The organism is Burkholderia lata (genome assembly GCF_902499025.1).
GTDB classification, from domain to species: Bacteria; Pseudomonadota; Gammaproteobacteria; order Burkholderiales; family Burkholderiaceae; genus Burkholderia; species Burkholderia lata_C.
On the sequence record NZ_CABVPW010000049.1, the window covers coordinates 16,794 to 34,617 of the forward strand.

The following is a 17,824-nucleotide window of genomic DNA, read 5'->3' on the forward strand; positions in this document are numbered from 1 at the left end:
ATCGAACCTTGGCGGGTGGCAAGAGGAAAGTACAAAGTACTGAACGATTTCTAAGGGTCGCCTAGTGTACACCCCCTAAATGACGCATGTTGGTGCAGCGCCGCATCCTCCGCATCAGCGCGCAATCGATCCGGCCCCGCTTGTTTCGCCAGTGGTGAGCCGCGCGGCGAACCCGCGTGAATTCCGCCGAAAACCGGCCTGAATCGGGTAAAATAGCGGGCTACGCGCGCAGCGATGCGATTGGCCCTCCGATCGCGCCCCGGCCCCCTGGGCAGGTTCCCCTTGCTGCGCCACCGGGCCCGCGCCCGCTCTTCGCTCATCACCCAAGGAATGCCCATGACAGGCTACGATCGTCAGTCGATCTCGGATACGACCGCCAAAATCCTGCTCGAAGTACAGGCAGTGCACTTCAACGCAGAAAAACCGTTCATCTTCACGTCCGGCTGGGCAAGCCCCGTCTATATCGACTGCCGCAAGCTGATTTCGTATCCGCGCGTGCGCCGCGCGCTGATGGAAATGGCTGAAACGACGATCACGCGCGACATCGGCTTCGAGCAGATCGACGCGGTGGCGGGCGGCGAAACGGCCGGTATCCCGTTCGCGGCATGGATCGCAGACCGGATGATGGTGCCGATGCAGTACGTGCGCAAAAAGCCGAAGGGTTTCGGCCGCAACGCGCAGATCGAAGGCCATCTGGAAGAAGGCTCGCGCGTGCTGCTGGTGGAAGACCTGACGACCGACAGCCGCAGCAAGATCAACTTCGTCAACGCGCTGCGCACCGCGGGCGCGACGGTGAACCACTGCTTCGTGCTGTTCCACTACGACATCTTCAAGGAAAGCGTGTCGGTCCTGAAGGACATCGACGTCGACCTGCACGCGCTCGCCACGTGGTGGGATGTGCTGCGCGTCGCGAAGGCATCGGGTTACTTCGAGACGAAGACGCTCGACGAAGTCGAGAAATTCCTGCACGCACCGGCCGAGTGGTCGGCTGCGCACGGCGGCGCGACGTCCCCGAAGGACTGACGCCGCGCCGGCCCGCTGGCCGGCGTTCTGACTCAAAAAGCCGCCCGCTTCATCGCGGGCGGCTTTTTTTCGTCCGTCGATTCGCGCAGGAAACGATCGCGACCACGGGTCGCGGCGTGCATCGCTCATCGAACCCTAATGCTAGACTTGATCCATCGCTGCCATCAGCTGCGCAGGCAACGCACTACGCCAACAACGCCGGACGCATCGGTCCGGCCCACGTGACGGGAGAAGCGCCATATGCGTGTGGATCGCCGGATCACTCCGCCTGCGCCATCGGGTTGCCCGTCGCCGTTCCTCGCCGCCCTCCTTTACGCCGTCGTCCTCACTGCCCTGCCCGCGCACGCGGAAGGCCCGTTCACCGTGACGAGCGACGACCTGACGCCGGGCGGGCGCGTCCGCGCCACGAACGTGTTCGACCGCGGCGACTGCAAGGGCGGCAACCACTCGCCGCAGCTCACCTGGCACAACCCGCCGCCCGGCACACGCGGCTACGCGGTCACGATCTTCGATCCCGATGCGCCGGGGCACGGCTGGTGGCACTGGGCCGTGGCGGGCATTCCGTCGACGGTCACGAGCCTGCCCGCCGACGCGAGCGCATCCGGCTTCCTGCGGCGTATCGGCGCGAGCGAGGCGCGCAACGACTTCGGGATCGACGGCTACGGCGGCCCGTGCCCGCCGCCCGGCAAGCCGCACCGCTACGTGATCACCGTCTACGCGCTGAAAGGCGACGACCTGCGCGTCGCGCAGGGCCGCCCCGCGCCGATGTTCGAGCACGAGATCGGCACGCTGACGATCGGCACCGCGCAACTCACGGTCAACTACGGGCAATAGCGAGCGTCGGGCGTCGTGCATTGCGCGCCGCCGCGCCGCCGCATCGCAATTGCCTGCCGCCGCGACATTGCGATTGCCTCACCCGCGCGTTTTCCCGTCATTTCGGCTTGCTAGACTCGTCGTCACCGGTCGCGGCGCCACGCCGCGCATCCGTCGCGCCGCCCATCGGCGACGCGTGACGCGGCGAGCCTGCGGTCCGCCGTTCCCGTTCCTTTCCGGAGAACGCTTCATGTCGAACATCGTCATCGTCTATCACAGCGGCTACGGTCACACGCAGAAACTGGCCGAGGCCGTGCATGCAGGCGCGCAGGACGCCGGCGCGACCGTGCGCCTGCTCGCCGTCGGCGACGTCGACGACGCGGGCTGGGCCGCACTCGATGCGGCCGACGCGATCGTCTTCGGCGCGCCGACCTACATGGGCGGCCCGTCGGCGCAGTTCAAGCAGTTTGCCGATGCGACGTCGAAAGCGTGGTTCACGCAGAAATGGAAGGACAAGATCGCTGCCGGCTTCACGAACTCCGCGACGATGAACGGCGACAAGTTCTCGACGATTCAATATTTCGTCACGCTGTCGATGCAGCATGGGATGGTGTGGGTCGGCACGAGCCTGATGCCGGCCAACTCGAAGGCGGCCACGCGCAACGACATCAACTACCTCGGCGGCTCGACGGGCCTGCTCGCGCAGTCGCCGGCAGATTCGACGCCCGACGAGGGCCCGCTGCCGGGCGACCTCGAGACCGGGAAGGCATTCGGCCGACGGGTCGCCGAAGCGACCGCCCGCTGGGTCGCCGGCCGCAGCTGAGCACGCCCTGGCGCCCGCTCCGGCGGGCGCCAAAGGGACACAAGACGGCCCGCCGGCCGTCTTTTTTTCGCCCCGCGCGGTGCAGGCCCGCCGGATGACGTCTTAAAATGGCGGTTTCAGGGCGCGGGCCCCCGTTTCATTCAGTGAGAGCGAAATGAGCACCAAAGTTTTTGTCGACGGCCAGGAAGGCACGACCGGCCTCAAGATCTTCGAATACCTGTCGGCGCGCAGCGACATCGAGATCCTGCGCATCGATGAAGCGAAGCGCAAGGATGTCGAAGAGCGCCGCCGCCTGATCAACGCGTCGGACGTCACGTTCCTGTGCCTGCCGGACGTTGCATCGCGCGAATCGGCCTCGCTCGTCGAGAACCCGAACACGACGCTGATCGACGCGAGCACCGCGTTCCGCACCAGCGCCGACTGGGCGTACGGCCTGCCGGAACTGACCCGCGCACAGCGCGAGAAGATTCGCACGTCGAAGCGCATCGCCGTGCCGGGCTGCCACGCATCGGCCTTCGTGCTCGCGATGCGTCCGCTCGTCGATGCGGGCATCGTCGCGCCGACGTTCGCCGCGCACAGCTACTCGATCACCGGCTACAGCGGCGGCGGCAAGTCGATGATCGCCGACTACGAAAACGCCGCGCCGGGCGGCAAGCTCGCGAGCCCGCGCCCGTACGCGCTCGGCCTCACGCACAAGCACCTGCCGGAAATGGCCGCGCACACGGGCCTCGCGAACCCGCCGATCTTCACGCCGATCGTCGGCCCGTTCCTGAAGGGTCTCGCAGTGACGACCTACTTCACGCCCGACCAGCTCGCGAAGCGCACGACGCCGCAGGACGTGCAGCGCGTGTTCGCCGAGTACTACGCGGACGAAGCGTTCGTGCGCGTCGCGCCGTTCGATGCGGACGCGAACCTCGACGGCGGCTTCTTCGACGTGCAGGCGAACAACGACACGAACCGTGTCGACCTGTTCGTGTTCGGCAACGAAGAGCGCTTCGTCACGGTCGCGCGCCTCGACAACCTCGGCAAGGGCGCATCGGGCGCCGCGATCCAGTGCATGAACCTGAGCATCGGCGCAGCCGAGGACGCAGGTCTCAAACGCTGATTCAGCATCGCATGCAATGCAAAGCCGGCCACTGGCCGGCTTTTTATTTACTCGTATCAGGCAATATATAAAAAATTCCGGATCGCGCATTTACAAATATTTACAAGCTTTCGATTGCGCGATTACCAGTGAATTAATTCCACCCCCTCTTTATCCAGTCAATCCCGAATAGGGATAAACCGGATACCGCCGCTTTAAACGCTGCCATTATACGCAGGAAGGCTCTCCGCCGGCCTGTCCGGCGTCGCACATTCCCCACTCCGGCCGCTTCCGGCAGCGCGTCGCACGTTTTAATTCTTACCGAATGCCGTGCCGGACAAGGATTCAAAACACGATACCCGTTTCAATCGCCTTTTTTAGACGGGTTCATCAATTGACAGCAAAAATCAAGGCGGCGACATTAGCTCGCACAATTAAACGATTGGAGACAGCGGCATGTCGCACGCCTTATCGAAGGGGGTGGCAACGGCCTTTGCCATTGCCCCTTTCCTGGTTGCCTGTGGTGGGGGGGACGGCGGCGCGCCCGCGCCGATCAATACGCCCCAATGTTCCGGATCGAGCTGCGGCACGCAAGGGCCGCCGCCGTCACAGCCCGTCAACGGTTCGCTGTGCCCGGCCAACGCCGACATCGTGAAGAGCACGTACCTCGGCGGTGCCGGTAGCGGCGAGATCGTCAGCGTCAACATCGACGCCGTGGCGATGACCTACACGCTCAAGTGGCTCGAATCGCCGATTCCGCTCGCGACCGGCACGGTCACGCCGAGCCGCGCCGGCACGACGATCACCGGCGCGGTCATGCACCCGCCGGCCGGCGTGCTGCCGACCGCCGAGCAGACGCGCTGCGCGTTCATCCTGACACCGGGCACGGGCAAGGCGCCGAGCGGTGCCGCGTACTCGACGGCCGCCGACTTCAACCAGGCGAACCCGCCGATGCTGCTGGTCGGCATGGGCGTCGCGGGCGGCGGCATTCCGGGTGCGACGATCCAGTACGACGGGCTGACGATCATCCCGGGCCTCGTGCAAAACGTCGGCCAGGTGCCGAACCGTCACTTCGATTTCTATCCGTTCCTCGGCTTCGCGAGCACGACGACGGATATCTCGAAGCTGCCGGGCACGTACAACGCGCTGATCTACCACCTCGTGCCGTCGGGCAACTACGCGACGAAGGGTTCGAACTCGAGCGAGACGTTCGACGCGAACGGCGCGTGCACGTCGACCAGTTCGGGCGGCTGCCAGACGACCGGCAACCCGTGGACCGTGAACGCCGCGAACGGCGGCTACTTCGACAGCACGAAGGCGCCGCAGACGCTGCCGCAAACGTCGCTGCCGATCGTCGGCGCGACCGGCAAGTCGGCGACCGCGCACATGGTGATCGGCCAGCTCAACGGCGCGACGGTGCCGGTGATCGTGCGCACGGGCAACGTGAACCTCGGCACGCCGCCGCTGCACACCGACGCGCAGGTCGACGACGAATCGGGCATCGCGGTGCTCGGCGCGGCGACGGCAATCACGTCGGGCGCGATCGACGGCGGCTACGCGGGCGCGGACTCGAACTTCAAGTACACGGCAGCCCTGATCCGCGGCAGCAACGCGTCGTTCATCAATCCGAGTACGCAGGCCGAGGAAGACGGCGTCACGCTCGACTACGGCCAGACGACGCCGGGCCTGCTGAACGCGACGACGACGCCGCCGAGCGGCGCGAGCTACCCGTCCGCATCGGGCGTGGTGATCGCGACGGGCGGGCTGTATGCGGCGCTGATCCAGGGCACGGTGAACGGCGGCGTCACGTCGACGTCGGCGAATTCGACCACGTCGTCGACACCGTACTTCGGCGTGGGCGCGCAGATCAGCAAGTAGCGGACGAGGACGCGACGGCGGGCTGACCGCCGTCGCGTGACGCAAGCGCGCGGCACGGCGCAGGCAGGACGAGCACAACCAACAGAAGCGGCCGACAGGGAGCTGGCCGCCACACAAGACAAATCTGGAGGAGCAACATGAAGCGCAACCTCATTCTGGCGGCGGCCCTTGCCGCCCCCCTTCTTTCTGCCTGCGGCGGCGGCGACGACAATCCGCCCCCGCTCGTCGAAGACCGGCTCTGTCCTGCCTCGCTCGACTACACCACCGTGTTTACGGGTGGCGCGGGCAGCGGCGAACTCGCGAAGGTCCAGCTCGACACGACCAAGATGACCTGGCAGGTGACCTATGTCGAATCGCCGGTGCCGCAAACGACCGGCACCGTCGTGCCGACCCGTGCAGGCACCGTCGATAGCGGCACGCTCACGCAGGAAACACTGCTGCCGACCAACAAGCTGAACCAGTGCGCATTCCGCCTGAACGGCGCGAGCCTCGATCCGTCGCGCCCGGCGCGCATCTTCGTCGGGATGGGCGTCGCGGGCGGCACGATTCCCGGCAAGGAAATCCAGTTCAACGGCGTGCTCGGCCAGGCCGCGGTGCCCGACACGAAATTCCCGTACTACCCGTTCATCGGCTTCTCGTCGATCGAGACCGACATCACGAAGGTTGCGGGCACATACAGTCACGTGGGCTTCGGTGAAGTGCCGTCGCAGAACTTCGCGCCGGCGTCGATCGACGCGAAGGTGACGATCAACGCCGACGGCAGCTGGACCAAGTGCGACACGACCGGCCAGTTCGCCGGCGGCGCGTGCACGCAGCAAGGCTCGAACTTCGTGCAGTCGGCGGACGGTAGCGGCGCATTCCAGTCGAACAACTACGCGAGCCAGTTGAAGCCGACGCTGTCGGCGACGCCGCAGGGCAAGGGCTTCATGATCGTCGGCAAGCTGCGCAACCAGCTGGTGCCGATCCTCGTGCGCACGGGCGTCGCGAACCCGAACCCGACGCCCGACAGCAACGGCGTGCCGGGCCTCACCGCCGACGACGAATCGAGCATCTCGATCCTCGCGCCGCAGACGACGATCGCGGTCGGCTCGCAGAACGGCGAGTACATCGGCGTCGACAGCCAGTTCGACTACCGCACCACCGCGCTGACGAACAACCAGGCGACGCTGCTCGATCCGTTCAACGCGTCGCAGGCGTCGCTCGCGACCGCGCTCGACCTCGACTACACGCAGAAGGTGCCGGGCACGGTCACGACGATCCACACGGGCGCCAGCAGCTCGACGCCGACCGGCAAGTTCATCTTCACGGGTGGCGTGTTCGGTTTCCTCGACAACGCCGGATCGACGCCGTATTTCACGATCGGCGCATTCGTCCAGTAAGCGGAGGGGGAAGCCGTGATGAAGAAAACCCTTCTCTGTGCAGCGGCCGGCGCCGCCGCGCTGGCGCCGCTCGCGGCGCACGCGCAGAGCGCCGGCAGCAACGTCGTCACGCTGGGCTGGTTCCACGTGATGCCGCAGCAGAGCAGCACGCCGATGACGACCAACGTCGCGCCGACGCCGATCAACACGCCGCTGCGGCTGCCGCCGTCGTTCACGTCGCCGGGCACCGGGCTGCGCACGAGCGGCGCCGACACGGTCGGCCTGACGGTCAGCCACTTCCTGACCGACCACATCGCGGTGACGTCGGTGGCCGGCGTGCCGCCGGTGTTCAAGGTGTCGGGCCAGGGCACGATCAAGCCGCCCGGCCCTGCCGGCGCGCTCGGCACGCAGAACATCGGGCTGGCGTCGGTCAACCCGATCGTGAAGAGCGTGCGGCAGTGGAGCCCGGCGGTGCTGCTGCAGTACTACTTCGGGCAGGCCACCGCGAAGTTCCGGCCGTTCCTCGGCCTCGGCGTGTCATACAACTGGTTCAGCGACCTGCAGCTCAACACGAACTTCATCAAGCAGACGCAGGACAACCTCGGCGCGATTCTCGCGGCGGGCGCGGGCAAGCCGGGTACGACATCGGTGGAAGCGAAGGCGTCGTCGTCATGGCAGCCGGTGTTCAACGCGGGCCTGCAGTACAACATGACCGAGCATTTCGGGCTGATCGCGTCGGTGACGTACATCCCGCTGAAGACGACGTCGACGGTGACGATCAAGGCGGCCGACGGCACGGTGCTCTCGGAGTCGAAATCGGACCTGAAGGCCGACCCGATCATCAGCTACGTCGGGATGACGTACAAGTTCTGAGCGCAGCGACGGACGGCGAATGGAAGGCCGCGACAAAATCGCAGGCAAAAAAAAGCCCGCCTAAGAGGCGGGCTGAATCCATATCAGAGGAGACATGGAGGAGACAGGTGCAACTATAGCGAATCGGTTTCCGCAATGCAACATTTCCGTAGAGAAAATAAGGATTTTCCCTCGAATGTCGCCTCTAGACCGCCTTCACTGCATCTGACCCCACCCTGTTTTCCCGGTCGAGCACTTCGCCCAGCGCATCGCGCAGCAGCGCGACAGGCCGCACCAGCCGGCCCGGCAGCGCGCCGTGCACGATCCACACGTTGATCCGCGTCTCCAGCCCCACCGTTTCCACCACCCTCAGCGCATCGCGATGCGCGCTGCGCGCCAGCGCATTCGGTGCCGCGATGCCAATGCCGGCGCCGCGCGCGACGAGCGACAGCTGCAGCTCCGAGCCGAATGCCTCGACCGCCACGTCGAACGGCAGCCCGGCCGCGCCGAGCGTGCGGCTCAGCGCCGAACGCATCCCGCAGCCGTCCTGGCTCAGCACCCACGGAAAACCCGACAGCATGTCGATCGACAGCGGACCGTCCGGCAGCGGGTAGTCGCGCGCGGCGACGAGCACCGTCGGCTGCGTGCCGAGCAGCGTCGCCGTGATCGTGTCGGGCAGCGCCGCACTGGCCGGCACCATCACGGCCGCGACGTCGAGCGTGCCGCGCTCGATGCCTTGCAGCAGCGCCGGCGACCAGCCGGCCGTCACGCGCAGTGTGAGGCGCGGAAACGCGACGCGCAGCCGGTCGATCGGCTGCTCGAGCGCCAGCTCGGACAGAAACGGCGGCACGCCGATGCGCAGTTCGCCCGACGGCTCGCTGTCCGGCGCGCCCGCCGCCATCAGCTCGTCGACCGCGAGCAGCACGTTGCGCGCGAGCGCATAGACGTCGCGCCCGGCGGCGGTCGGCTTCAGCGGCTTGCTTTGCCGTTCGAGCAGCGGCATGCCGAGCAGCGTTTCGAGGTTCTGCACGCGCCGCGTCAGGCCCGGCTGCGTCAGGTGGAGCTTCGCGGCCGCGGCCACCATCGACCCGCTGTCGACCACCGCGACGAATGCCTGGAGATCACGCGTATTCAAAACAAACTCGCATAATCATGTTAGAGATATTTCAATTGTCGCATAAACATCAGGCACCTACGATGGGTACTCCTTCGACCCACTCGCCAGGCTTCCGATGAACTGCCCTGCCAATCCTTGCCCCACCGCCGTTCGCCCGCCCGTCGGCGCGCCGGCCGGCACGCCGCCCGCGCTGAGCGCGGGCATGACGCTGTTCTTCGCCGCGACGGTCGGCGTGATCGTGATGGACCTGTTCGCCGCGCAACCGCTGACGGGCCCGATCAGTGCCGACCTGCACCTGCCGCGCGGCCTTGCCGGCCTCGTCGCGATGCTGCCGCAGCTCGGCTATGCAGCCGGGCTCGTGCTGCTCGTCCCGCTCGTCGACCTCCTCGAGAACCGCCGCCTGATCGTCGCGACGCTGGCCGCATGCGCGGCCGCGCTCGCACTGCCCGCGTTCACGCGGTCGGGCACCGTCTTCCTGCTGGCGACGCTCGTGGCCGGCGCCGCGTCGAGCGTGATCCAGATGCTCGTGCCGATGGCCGCGTCGATGGCGCCCGAGGCGCAGCGCGGCCGCGCGGTCGGCAACGTGATGAGCGGGCTGATGCTCGGCATCCTGCTGTCGCGGCCGCTCGCGAGCCTGATCGCGGGCTCGGCCGGCTGGCGCGGGTTCTACGTGCTGGCCGCGCTCGCGAACGCCGCGATCGCCGTCGTGCTCGCACTGCGCCTGCCGTCGCGCACGCCGTCGATCACGGCCGGCTACCGCACGCTGCTCGCGTCGATGGGACGCCTGCTCGCCGACGAGCCGGTGCTGCGCCGGCATGCGCTGTCGGCCGCGCTCGCGATGGCCGCGTTCAGCGCATTCTGGACCGCGGTCGGGCTGCGGCTCGCGCAGCCGCCGTTCGGTCTCGACCTGCACGGCATCGCGCTGTTCGCGTTCGCCGGCGCCAGCGGCGCGATCGTCACGCCGCTCGCGGGCCGCGCCGGTGACCGCGGCCACGGCCCGGCCGCGCAGCGGATCGCGCACGTGACGATGCTCGCGGCGCTCGTCGTGCTCGGGATCGCGGGCGCCGGCTGGTTCGGCTTCGACGCACACGCGCATCGCGGCCTCGCGCTCGCGTTGCTGGCCGGCGGTGCGGCGCTGCTCGACGCGGGTGTCATCGTCGACCAGACGATCGGCCGCCGCGAGATCAACCTGCTGAACCCGGCTGCGCGCGGCCGCCTGAACGGGCTGTTCGTCGGGCTGTTCTTCATCGGCGGCGCGCTCGGCGCGGTGCTCGCAGGCAGCGCGTGGGCCTGGGGCGGGTGGAGCGCGGTGTGCGGCGTCGGGTTCGCGTTCGCCGGTGCGGCCACCGTCTTCGGGCTCTCGGCCGGACGCGGGGCCGGCGCAGCGGCGTTGACGCGCCCGCGTGCATAAGCGGGCGTGACACCGGCCCCAAAAGCCGAACGCCCCGCCCTCTCGCGAGGGTCGGGGCGTTCGGCGCACCGGCGTCAGTTCGAAATCAGTGACGGACCAGCGCCATCATCGCGCCGAAGCCGACGAACAGCCCGCCCGTCAGCCGGTTGAAGATCTTCGCCACGCTCTGGCTCTTCAGCGTCGCACCGATGCGCGTGCCGAACGACGCGTAGACGAGATACCAGCTCACCTCGATCACCGCGAACGTGACGACGAGGACGCCGAACTGCGGCAGCGTCGGCTCGGCCGCATTGATGAACTGCGGCAGCAGCGCGGCCGCGAACAGGATCGCCTTCGGGTTGCTGCCCGCGACCAGGAAGCCGTTGCGGAACAGCGTCCCGCGCGATGCCGGCGCAGCCTGGCGCGACACGGTTTCGACGTCCGCGCCGGGTTTCTCGTCATCGACACGTGCACGCCACGCCTTTACGCCGAGGTAGATCAGGTAGGCCGCGCCCGCGAAGCGCAACGTGTTGAACATCGCGGGCCACGCCTCGAACACCGCACCGAGGCCCGCCGCTGACACCGACAGCATCAGCACCAGCGCAGTGAGGCAGCCGGCCATCGTCCACGTCGAACGCCGCAGCCCGTGCCGCGCGCCGTGCGTCATCACCAGCAGCATGTTCGGGCCCGGAATCGCCGACACGACGAACACCGTCGCCACGAAAAGCCACCACGTATGCAAGTTCATGCCCGCCTCTGCCTGGATGTAAGGGAAAACGAAACGTCGATTATGCCGGTGCGCCGGACTTCTGTCGCGCGACGGCTCAGCGGCCCGCGCGGCGCAGCGCGACTTCGCCGAGCACCGCGAAATCCTGCTCGCCGCCGCCGTGCGCAAGCGCATCCAGCAGGTTGTCGCGCACGACGCTCGCCACCGGCAGCGGCACCGACACGGCGTCGCCGGCTTCCAGCGCGAGGCGAACGTCCTTCAGCCCGAGGCGCGCCTTGAAGCGCGCGGGCTCGTAGCGCCGCTCGGCGATCATCGAGCCGTAGCCTTCGTAGACCGGGCCCGGAAACACGCTGCCGGTAATCACGTCGAGGAAGTCGCGCATCGCGACGCCATGCGCGCCGAGCAATGCAGAGGCCTCGCCGAGCGTCTCGATCGCCGACGCGAGCGTGAAGTTCGCGGCGATCTTCGCGACGTTCGCGTGCTGCGGCAGCGAACCGAACCGCCAGGTCTTCTGGCCGATCGCGTCGAACAGCGGCTGCACGCGGTCGATCGCCTCGGCCGGGCCGCCCGCCATGATCGTCAGGCGCGCGGCCGCCGCGACGTCGGGCCGCCCCATCACCGGCGCGGCGACGTAATGAATGCCGCGCGATGCATGCGCGTGCGCGAGCGATTCGGCCAGCGCGACCGACACCGTCGCCATGTTCACGTGGATCAGGCCGCGCGGCGCCTGGGCGAGCAGCGCGTCGTCGAAGATCGCGCGCGCCGCGGCGTCGTCGGCCAGCATCGAGAACACCGCGTCGCCGCGAAACGCGTCGGCCGGCGTGTCGACGATCTGTGCGCCGACCGCGGCGAGCGGCTCGGCGCGCTCGCGCGACCGGTTCCAGACCCGCACCGTGTGACCGGCCTTCAGCAGGTTCGTCGCGATTGCCTGCCCCATTTCACCCAGCCCGATAAATCCGAGATCCATTTCCCGCTCCTTCGCTCCGTGAAGCGGGGAGTTAAACACAGATGCGTGGCATCTGCAGGGCACGCGGCCAGCCATGCGCGGTGCCATACTGCGCGCATGGCGACCGTGACCTTCCGCTTCCACGACGAACTGAACGCCTTTCTCCCGCGCGCGCAGCGCGGCCGCGCGTTCGGGCATGCGTGCGCGCGCGACGCGACGGTGAAGCACGCGATCGAGGCGCTCGGCGTCCCGCATACCGAAATCGGCCGGCTCTGCGTGAACGACGCGCCGGCCGCGCTCGACCGGCCGCTTGACGACGGCGACCGGGTCGAAGCCTTTCCGGAGCGCGCGCAATCTGCGGCGAACGGCGCCGCCACACCGCCACCGGCGCAATGGCGCTTCGTCGCCGACGCGCATCTCGGCGGCCTCGCGCAACTGCTGCGCCTCGCGGGCTTCGACACCTGCTACGACAACCACTACCGCGACGACGAGCTCGCGGCGCTCGCCGCGCGAGAGGGCCGAATCGTGCTGACCCGCGACCGCGAGCTGCTCAAGCGGCGCGCGGTCGAGCGCGGCTGCTACCTGCACGCGCTGCAGCCGGCCGACCAGTTGCGCGAGCTGTTCGAGCGGCTCGATCTCGCGCCGCACATGCGGCCGTTCCGGCTGTGCCTGCGCTGCAATGCGCCGCTGCATCCGCTCGACGCGGCCGCTGCCGCGCCGCGCGTGCCGGCCGGCGTCCGGCAGCGGCACCGGCGCTTCGCCGCGTGCGACGTGTGCCGGCGCGTGTTCTGGGAAGGCTCGCACTGGCGGCGCATGCGCACGGTGGTCGACGCGATGCGCGCGCCGCCGCCGGTATTGCCCGGCGAACACGACGCCTGAAAAGACAAAACCCCGCATGCGTGAACATGCGGGGTCTCGCGACTGGCGGCCGGCGGTGCCGGCCCCGGGCGAAGCGCTTAGTTTGCTGCGCCTGCGTCGTTCGTGCCGGCTGCCGAAGCGGCTGCGGCCTTCGCCTTGCCCTTGGCCGAACCGTGGTGCTTCAGCTGGTGCTTCGGCTTGCTGTGATCCTTCTTGGCCGGTGCCGGAGCGGCTGCCGACGTGTCGGCTGCCGGCGCGGACGCCTGCGCGAATGCCGAAACCGATGCGAGTGCGAATGCTGCGGCGATGATCGAAGCGAGCGTCTTCTTCATTGTTCTTCCTTTAGCGGAGAAAAAATCAAACGTACCGGTAAGTAAAGATGCGAGGCATTCGCATCGGAGCCCCAGGCCGCGAGGCCGGCTTTCGCCGTTCCGTCGCGACAAAACCTGACGCACTGGTTCCATAACGCACCGCGTTCGCGGCAAGTTGACACGTTGCTTGCGTCCCTCGGGTTTCCCCGGGGGAACACGTGTATTCCGGTGTCGGCGCCCCTTCCGGCCACCGCCACGGCGGCGCTGCAAACCGGCTCGCGCGGCATCGGGACGACGCTTATACTGGCGTCCATCCGTCCCTTTCCCCGGAAACCGGATCGCGGCCGGTCGCCAGACCGCCGCCGTCTCGAGGCGCTCAAATTGCCCGATCACAATCTGGACAAACTGAAGATCGACCGGCGTCCGCTCGCACCGGCGCCCCGCCGCCGATGGCTCCGCTATGCGGTTGCCGCCGCGGTCGTCATCGTCGCGATCGCCGCCGGCCTCGCGCTGACCGGCCGGCCGGCCGTCGAAACCACCGCCGTCACGTCCGCCTACCCGTACCAGAACGACACGCAGCTCAATGCGACCGGCTACGTCGTGCCGCAGCGAAAAGCCGCGGTCTCGTCGAAGGGCCAGGGGCGCGTCGAATGGCTCGGCGTGCTCGAAGGCACGCGCGTGAAGAAGGACGAGATCATCGCGCGCCTCGAAAGCCGCGACGTCGAGGCCTCGCTGGCGCAGGCGCTCGCGCAGGTGAAGGTCGCCCGTGCCAACCTCGGCGTCGAGCAGGCCGAACTGAAGGACGCCGAAATCGCGCTGCGCCGCACCTCGGTGCTCGCGCCGAGGGGCGCCGTGCCGGCCGCGCAGCTCGACACCGACACGGCCCGCGTGAACAAGGCACGCGCGTCGCTCAACAGTGACCAGGCTGCCATCGCGTCCGCCGAGGCCAACGCGCAGGCCGCGCAGGTCGCGGTCGACCAGACGGTGATCCGCGCCCCGTTCGACGGCATCGTGCTCGCGAAGCACGCGAACGTCGGCGACAACATCACGCCGTTCTCGTCCGCGTCGGACAGCAAGGGCGCCGTCGTGACGATCGCCGACATGGACACGCTCGAGGTCGAGGCCGACGTCGCCGAATCGAACATCGCGAAGATCCGCGCCGAGCAGCCGTGCGAGATCCAGCTCGACGCGCTGCCCGACATGCGCTTCGCGGGCCGCGTGTCGCGCATCGTGCCGACCGTCGACCGCTCGAAGGCCACCGTGCTCGTGAAGGTGCGCTTCGTCGACCGCGACGACCGCGTGCTGCCCGACATGAGCGCGAAGATCGCGTTCCTGTCGAAGCCCGTGTCGGCGCAGGACCGGCAGCCCGTGACGGCCGTGCAGGCGAGCGCGGTCGTCGGGCGCGACGGCCGGCCGGTCGTGTTCGTCGTGAAGGACGACGCCGTGCGTGCCGTGCCCGTGACGCGGGGCGAGCGGATCGGCGAACTCGTCGCGATCCGCGGCGTGAAGCCCGGCGACACGGTCGTGCTCGCGCCGGACCCGAAGCTGAAGGACGGCGCGAAAGTGACCGTCGCGAAGAAGTAGCGCACGCGTGAACGACACTCCGGCGCCCCTCGTCGAGATCAGCCACGTCGCGAAGTCGTACCGGCGCGGCAACCAGATCGTGCCCGTGCTGACCGACATCACGCTCGACATCGGCGAAGGCGACTTCGTCGCGCTGATGGGGCCGTCCGGCTCCGGCAAGAGCACGCTGCTGAACCTGGTGGCCGGCATCGACCGGCCCGACAGCGGCGAGCTGCGCGTGGGCGGGCTCGACATCTCGATGCTCGCGGAGGCGCAACTGGCCGAATGGCGCGCGGCGAACGTCGGCTTCATCTTCCAGTTCTACAACCTGATGCCGGTGCTCACCGCGTTCGAGAACGTCGAGCTGCCGCTGATGCTTACGCACCTGTCGCGCCGCGAGCGGCGCGAGCGCGTCGAGCTCGTGCTCGACATGGTGAACCTCGGCGACCGGACGAGCCATTACCCGTCCGAGCTGTCGGGCGGCCAGCAGCAGCGCGTCGCGATCGCGCGCGCACTGATCACCGATCCGGTGCTGATCGTCGCCGACGAGCCGACCGGCGACCTCGACCGCACGTCGGCCACCGACGTGCTCGCGATGCTGCAGCGGATGAACGCCGAGCTCGGCAAGACGATCATCATGGTGACCCACGACGCGCACGCGGCCGGCGCTGCGCGCTCGCTCGTGCATCTGGAAAAAGGGGAGCTGATCGATGGGCACGCCGGCTGACCGGCTGCGGGAGCGCGCGCGATGTTCGTGCTGAAGCTGATCGCGCGCAATGCGCTGCGGCACCGGCTGCGCACGCTGCTGACGGTGCTCGGGCTGACCATCGCGGTGCTGGCGTTCGGGCTGCTGCACACGGTGGTCGACGCGTGGTACGCGGGCGCGGCCGCCGCATCCAGCGGGCGGCTCGTCACGCGCAACGCGATCTCGCTCGTGTTTCCGCTGCCCGTGAGCTACGAGAACCGGATTCGCGGCGTCGACGGCGTGACGGCCGTGGTCCGCTCGAACTGGTTCGGCGGCATCTATCGCGACCCGAAGAATTTCTTCGCGAGCTTCGCGGTGTCGGACAACTATCTCGACCTGTACCCGGAATACATCGTCCCGGACCAGCAGCGCGCCGACTACAACCGCGACCGGCGCGGCTGCCTGGTCGGGCGCCAGCTCGCGACGCAGTTCGGCTTCAAGATCGGCGACGTGATCCCGCTGAAGGGCACGATCTACCCGGGCACATGGGATTTCGTCGTGCGCGGGATCTTCGACGGCCGTGACGACTCGACGATCACGCGCCAGCTGGTGTTCCACTGGGACTACCTGAACGAGACGGTGCGCCAGCGCACGCCGAAGCAGGCCGACCAGGTCGGCGTATTCGTGCTCGGCGTCGCGAACCCCGACGACGGCGCGTCGATCGCGCGCAACGTCGACGCGGTGTTCAAGAACTCGCTCGCCGAAACGCTGACCGAGACCGAGCAGGCATTCCAGCTCGGCTTCGTCGCGATGTCGAACCAGATCATCGCGGCGATCCGTCTCGTGTCGTACGTCGTGATCCTGATCATCATGGCCGTGATGGCCAACGCGATGGCGATGAGCGCGCGCGAACGCACGGCCGAATATGCGACGCTGAAGGCGCTCGGCTTCGGACCCGGCTTCCTCGCGCTGATCGTGTTCGGCGAATCGGCCGTGATCGCGGTAGCCGGCGGCGGGCTCGGGATCCTCGCGACACCGCCCGCCGCGAGCCTGTTCAAGCAGGCGGCCGGCGGCATCTTCCCGGTGTTCAAGGTGTCGACCGAGACGGTCGCGCTGCAGGCCGCGTGCTCGGTCGCGGTCGGCTTTGCGGCGGCGATCGTGCCGGCGTGGCAGGCGGCGCGCGTGCGGGTCGTCGAAGGCCTGCGGGCGATCGGCTAGACCATGGCGATCCCGCTCAACTACATCGCGCGCAACCTGTGGACCCGGCGGCTCACCACCGCGCTGACCGCCGGCGGGATGGCGCTCGTGATCTTCGTGTTCGCGACGGTGCAGATGCTCGACGCGGGGCTCACGAAGACGCTCGTGTCGACCGGCGAACCCGACAACGCGGTGGTGATCCGCAAGGGTGCCGAGACGGAAATCCAGAGTTCGATCGACCACCAGCAGGCCAACGCGCTCGAGATGCACCCGGCCGTCGCGCTCGGCCCCGACGGCCGGCCGCTCGTATCGAAGGAAGCGGTCGTGCTGATCTCGCTGGTGAAGACGTCGACCGGCAAGCCGTCGAACGTCGTGATCCGCGGCGTGTCGTCGGCCGGCCTCGCGCTGCGCCCGCACGTGAAGCTCACGGCCGGCCGCCTGTTCACGCCCGGCTCGTCGGAAATCATCGTCGGCAGCGCGATCGCGAAAGGGTTCAGCGGCACGCAGCTCGGCGACAGCCTGCATTTCGCGCAGCGCGACTGGACCATCGTCGGCATCTTCGACGCGGGCGGCAGCGGCTTCGATTCGGAGATCTGGGGCGCCGTCGACCAGCTGATGCAGTCGTTTCGGCGCACCAGCTATTCGTCGATGGTGCTGCGCATCCCGAGCGCCGACGGCTTCGCGCGCTTCAAGGCCGACATCGACGTCGACCCGCGCCTCACCGACGAGGCGAAACGCGAACAGACCTTCTACGGCGACCAGTCGAAGGCGCTGTCGAAGTTCATCAACATCCTCGGCATCACGCTGTCGACGATCTTCTCGATTGCCGCGATGATCGGCGCGATGATCACGATGTATGCGTCGGTCGCGAACCGCGTCGCCGAGATCGGCACGCTGCGTGCGCTCGGCTTCAAGCGCATGAACGTGCTCGCCGCGTTCCTGCTGGAAGCGCTGCTGCTCGGCTTCGTCGGCGGTGTCGCGGGGCTCGCATGCGCGTCGTTGATGCAGTTCGCATCGTTCTCGACGACCAACTTCCAGACCTTCTCGGACCTGTCGTTCCGCTTCGTGCTGACGCCCGCGATCGTCGTGAAGACGCTGCTGTTCTCGCTGGTGATGGGGCTCGTCGGCGGCTTCCTGCCGGCGATGCGCGCCGCGCGGCTGAAGATCGTCGACGCGCTGCGCGCGCAGTGACGCGCCGC

General features: G+C 68.1%; 17 protein-coding genes. 13 read left to right on the plus strand and 4 right to left on the minus strand.

The features are described from left to right. The first annotated feature begins 336 nt into the window (after positions 1-336). The 7 genes from BDI24065_RS35120 to BDI24065_RS35150 all read left to right on the plus strand — a co-directional run bounded on the left by BDI24065_RS35120 (position 337) and on the right by BDI24065_RS35150 (position 7,852). Positions 337-1,023: an orotate phosphoribosyltransferase gene (locus tag BDI24065_RS35120; RefSeq protein WP_059232636.1), complete on the plus strand. Its 687-nt coding sequence runs from the start codon at positions 337-339 to the stop codon at positions 1,021-1,023. 240 nt (positions 1,024-1,263) lie between these two features. Further along, positions 1,264-1,857 (plus strand): YbhB/YbcL family Raf kinase inhibitor-like protein, encoded by a 594-nt coding sequence (locus BDI24065_RS35125; protein WP_175035034.1) that lies wholly within the window; start codon positions 1,264-1,266, stop codon positions 1,855-1,857. A 229-nt stretch (positions 1,858-2,086) separates the two neighbouring features. Continuing rightward, positions 2,087-2,659 (plus strand): flavodoxin family protein, encoded by a 573-nt coding sequence (locus BDI24065_RS35130; RefSeq protein WP_175035035.1) that lies wholly within the window; start codon positions 2,087-2,089, stop codon positions 2,657-2,659. A 154-nt stretch (positions 2,660-2,813) separates the two neighbouring features. Continuing rightward, on the plus strand, positions 2,814-3,764 hold the full coding sequence (gene argC / locus BDI24065_RS35135; protein ID WP_174973710.1) for an N-acetyl-gamma-glutamyl-phosphate reductase: 951 nt from the start codon (positions 2,814-2,816) through the stop codon (positions 3,762-3,764). Positions 3,765-4,199: 435 nt separating this feature from the next. Beyond that, on the plus strand, positions 4,200-5,621 hold the full coding sequence (locus BDI24065_RS35140; protein WP_175035036.1) for a DUF2957 domain-containing protein: 1,422 nt from the start codon (positions 4,200-4,202) through the stop codon (positions 5,619-5,621). A gap of 137 nt (positions 5,622-5,758) precedes the next feature. Next, positions 5,759-7,000 (plus strand): DUF2957 domain-containing protein, encoded by a 1,242-nt coding sequence (locus BDI24065_RS35145; RefSeq protein WP_175035037.1) that lies wholly within the window; start codon positions 5,759-5,761, stop codon positions 6,998-7,000. Between the two features lie 18 nt (positions 7,001-7,018). Continuing rightward, positions 7,019-7,852 (plus strand): OmpW/AlkL family protein, encoded by an 834-nt coding sequence (locus BDI24065_RS35150; RefSeq protein WP_124606433.1) that lies wholly within the window; start codon positions 7,019-7,021, stop codon positions 7,850-7,852. A gap of 184 nt (positions 7,853-8,036) precedes the next feature. Here the strand turns inward: BDI24065_RS35150 and BDI24065_RS35155 are convergent, their stop codons facing one another. Further along, on the minus strand, positions 8,037-8,966 hold the full coding sequence (locus BDI24065_RS35155) for a LysR family transcriptional regulator (RefSeq protein ID WP_175035038.1): 930 nt from the start codon (positions 8,964-8,966) through the stop codon (positions 8,037-8,039). A 97-nt stretch (positions 8,967-9,063) separates the two neighbouring features. On the opposite strand from BDI24065_RS35155, the gene BDI24065_RS35160 reads away from it, so the two are divergent. Next, the gene (locus BDI24065_RS35160) at positions 9,064-10,359 is read left to right on the plus strand and encodes an MFS transporter (RefSeq protein ID WP_175035039.1); all 1,296 of its coding nucleotides are present in this window, start codon (positions 9,064-9,066) and stop codon (positions 10,357-10,359) included. Between the two features lie 85 nt (positions 10,360-10,444). Here BDI24065_RS35160 and BDI24065_RS35165 read toward each other — a convergent pair whose 3' ends face one another. Continuing rightward, positions 10,445-11,086, minus strand: a complete 642-nt coding sequence (locus tag BDI24065_RS35165; protein ID WP_175035040.1) for a LysE family translocator — start codon at positions 11,084-11,086, stop codon at positions 10,445-10,447. A gap of 76 nt (positions 11,087-11,162) precedes the next feature. Then, complete coding sequence (locus tag BDI24065_RS35170; RefSeq protein WP_368040802.1) at positions 11,163-12,209, minus strand: NAD(P)-dependent oxidoreductase; 1,047 nt, start codon at positions 12,207-12,209, stop codon at positions 11,163-11,165. Here BDI24065_RS35170 and BDI24065_RS35175 point away from each other — a divergent pair. After that, positions 12,129-12,890, plus strand: a complete 762-nt coding sequence (locus tag BDI24065_RS35175) for a Mut7-C RNAse domain-containing protein (protein ID WP_175035041.1) — start codon at positions 12,129-12,131, stop codon at positions 12,888-12,890. The two genes, BDI24065_RS35170 and BDI24065_RS35175, sit on opposite strands and share 81 nt — an antisense overlap. Before the next feature lie 77 nt (positions 12,891-12,967). Here the strand turns inward: BDI24065_RS35175 and BDI24065_RS35180 are convergent, their stop codons facing one another. Next, positions 12,968-13,201 carry a hypothetical protein gene (locus tag BDI24065_RS35180; protein ID WP_043185133.1) on the minus strand — a complete coding sequence of 78 codons (234 nt, stop codon included), beginning with the start codon at positions 13,199-13,201 and terminating at the stop codon, positions 12,968-12,970. Positions 13,202-13,561: 360 nt separating this feature from the next. Here BDI24065_RS35180 and BDI24065_RS35185 point away from each other — a divergent pair, with 360 nt between their 5' ends. From BDI24065_RS35185 to BDI24065_RS35200, 4 genes are read left to right on the plus strand one after another with little or no spacing between them, the layout of a single operon-like run. After that, a complete protein-coding gene (locus tag BDI24065_RS35185; protein WP_175035042.1) occupies positions 13,562-14,764 on the plus strand; it encodes an efflux RND transporter periplasmic adaptor subunit in 1,203 nt (400 codons plus the stop codon). Between the two features lie 7 nt (positions 14,765-14,771). After that, positions 14,772-15,470 (plus strand): ABC transporter ATP-binding protein, encoded by a 699-nt coding sequence (locus tag BDI24065_RS35190; protein WP_175035043.1) that lies wholly within the window; start codon positions 14,772-14,774, stop codon positions 15,468-15,470. A 21-nt stretch (positions 15,471-15,491) separates the two neighbouring features. Continuing rightward, positions 15,492-16,646 (plus strand): ABC transporter permease, encoded by a 1,155-nt coding sequence (locus BDI24065_RS35195; RefSeq protein ID WP_175035044.1) that lies wholly within the window; start codon positions 15,492-15,494, stop codon positions 16,644-16,646. Between the two features lie 3 nt (positions 16,647-16,649). After that, positions 16,650-17,816 (plus strand): ABC transporter permease, encoded by a 1,167-nt coding sequence (locus BDI24065_RS35200; RefSeq protein ID WP_175035045.1) that lies wholly within the window; start codon positions 16,650-16,652, stop codon positions 17,814-17,816. The last annotated feature ends 8 nt before the right edge of the window (positions 17,817-17,824 follow it).

What these genes read in the sequence shown, in the direction of transcription:
- BDI24065_RS35120 (WP_059232636.1), top strand. Translation starts at nt 337, where the DNA reads ATGACAGGCTACGATCGTCAGTCGATCTCGGATACGACCGCCAAAATC.
- BDI24065_RS35125 (WP_175035034.1), top strand. Translation starts at nt 1,264, where the DNA reads ATGCGTGTGGATCGCCGGATCACTCCGCCTGCGCCATCGGGTTGCCCG.
- BDI24065_RS35130 (WP_175035035.1), top strand. Translation starts at nt 2,087, where the DNA reads ATGTCGAACATCGTCATCGTCTATCACAGCGGCTACGGTCACACGCAG.
- argC (WP_174973710.1), top strand. Translation starts at nt 2,814, where the DNA reads ATGAGCACCAAAGTTTTTGTCGACGGCCAGGAAGGCACGACCGGCCTC.
- BDI24065_RS35140 (WP_175035036.1), top strand. Translation starts at nt 4,200, where the DNA reads ATGTCGCACGCCTTATCGAAGGGGGTGGCAACGGCCTTTGCCATTGCC.
- BDI24065_RS35145 (WP_175035037.1), top strand. Translation starts at nt 5,759, where the DNA reads ATGAAGCGCAACCTCATTCTGGCGGCGGCCCTTGCCGCCCCCCTTCTT.
- BDI24065_RS35150 (WP_124606433.1), top strand. Translation starts at nt 7,019, where the DNA reads ATGAAGAAAACCCTTCTCTGTGCAGCGGCCGGCGCCGCCGCGCTGGCG.
- BDI24065_RS35160 (WP_175035039.1), top strand. Translation starts at nt 9,064, where the DNA reads ATGAACTGCCCTGCCAATCCTTGCCCCACCGCCGTTCGCCCGCCCGTC.
- BDI24065_RS35165 (WP_175035040.1), bottom strand. Translation starts at nt 11,086, where the DNA reads ATGAACTTGCATACGTGGTGGCTTTTCGTGGCGACGGTGTTCGTCGTG.
- BDI24065_RS35175 (WP_175035041.1), top strand. Translation starts at nt 12,129, where the DNA reads ATGGCGACCGTGACCTTCCGCTTCCACGACGAACTGAACGCCTTTCTC.
- BDI24065_RS35170 (WP_368040802.1), bottom strand. Translation starts at nt 12,209, where the DNA reads ATGCCCGAACGCGCGGCCGCGCTGCGCGCGCGGGAGAAAGGCGTTCAG.
- BDI24065_RS35180 (WP_043185133.1), bottom strand. Translation starts at nt 13,201, where the DNA reads ATGAAGAAGACGCTCGCTTCGATCATCGCCGCAGCATTCGCACTCGCA.
- BDI24065_RS35195 (WP_175035044.1), top strand. Translation starts at nt 15,492, where the DNA reads ATGTTCGTGCTGAAGCTGATCGCGCGCAATGCGCTGCGGCACCGGCTG.
- BDI24065_RS35200 (WP_175035045.1), top strand. Translation starts at nt 16,650, where the DNA reads ATGGCGATCCCGCTCAACTACATCGCGCGCAACCTGTGGACCCGGCGG.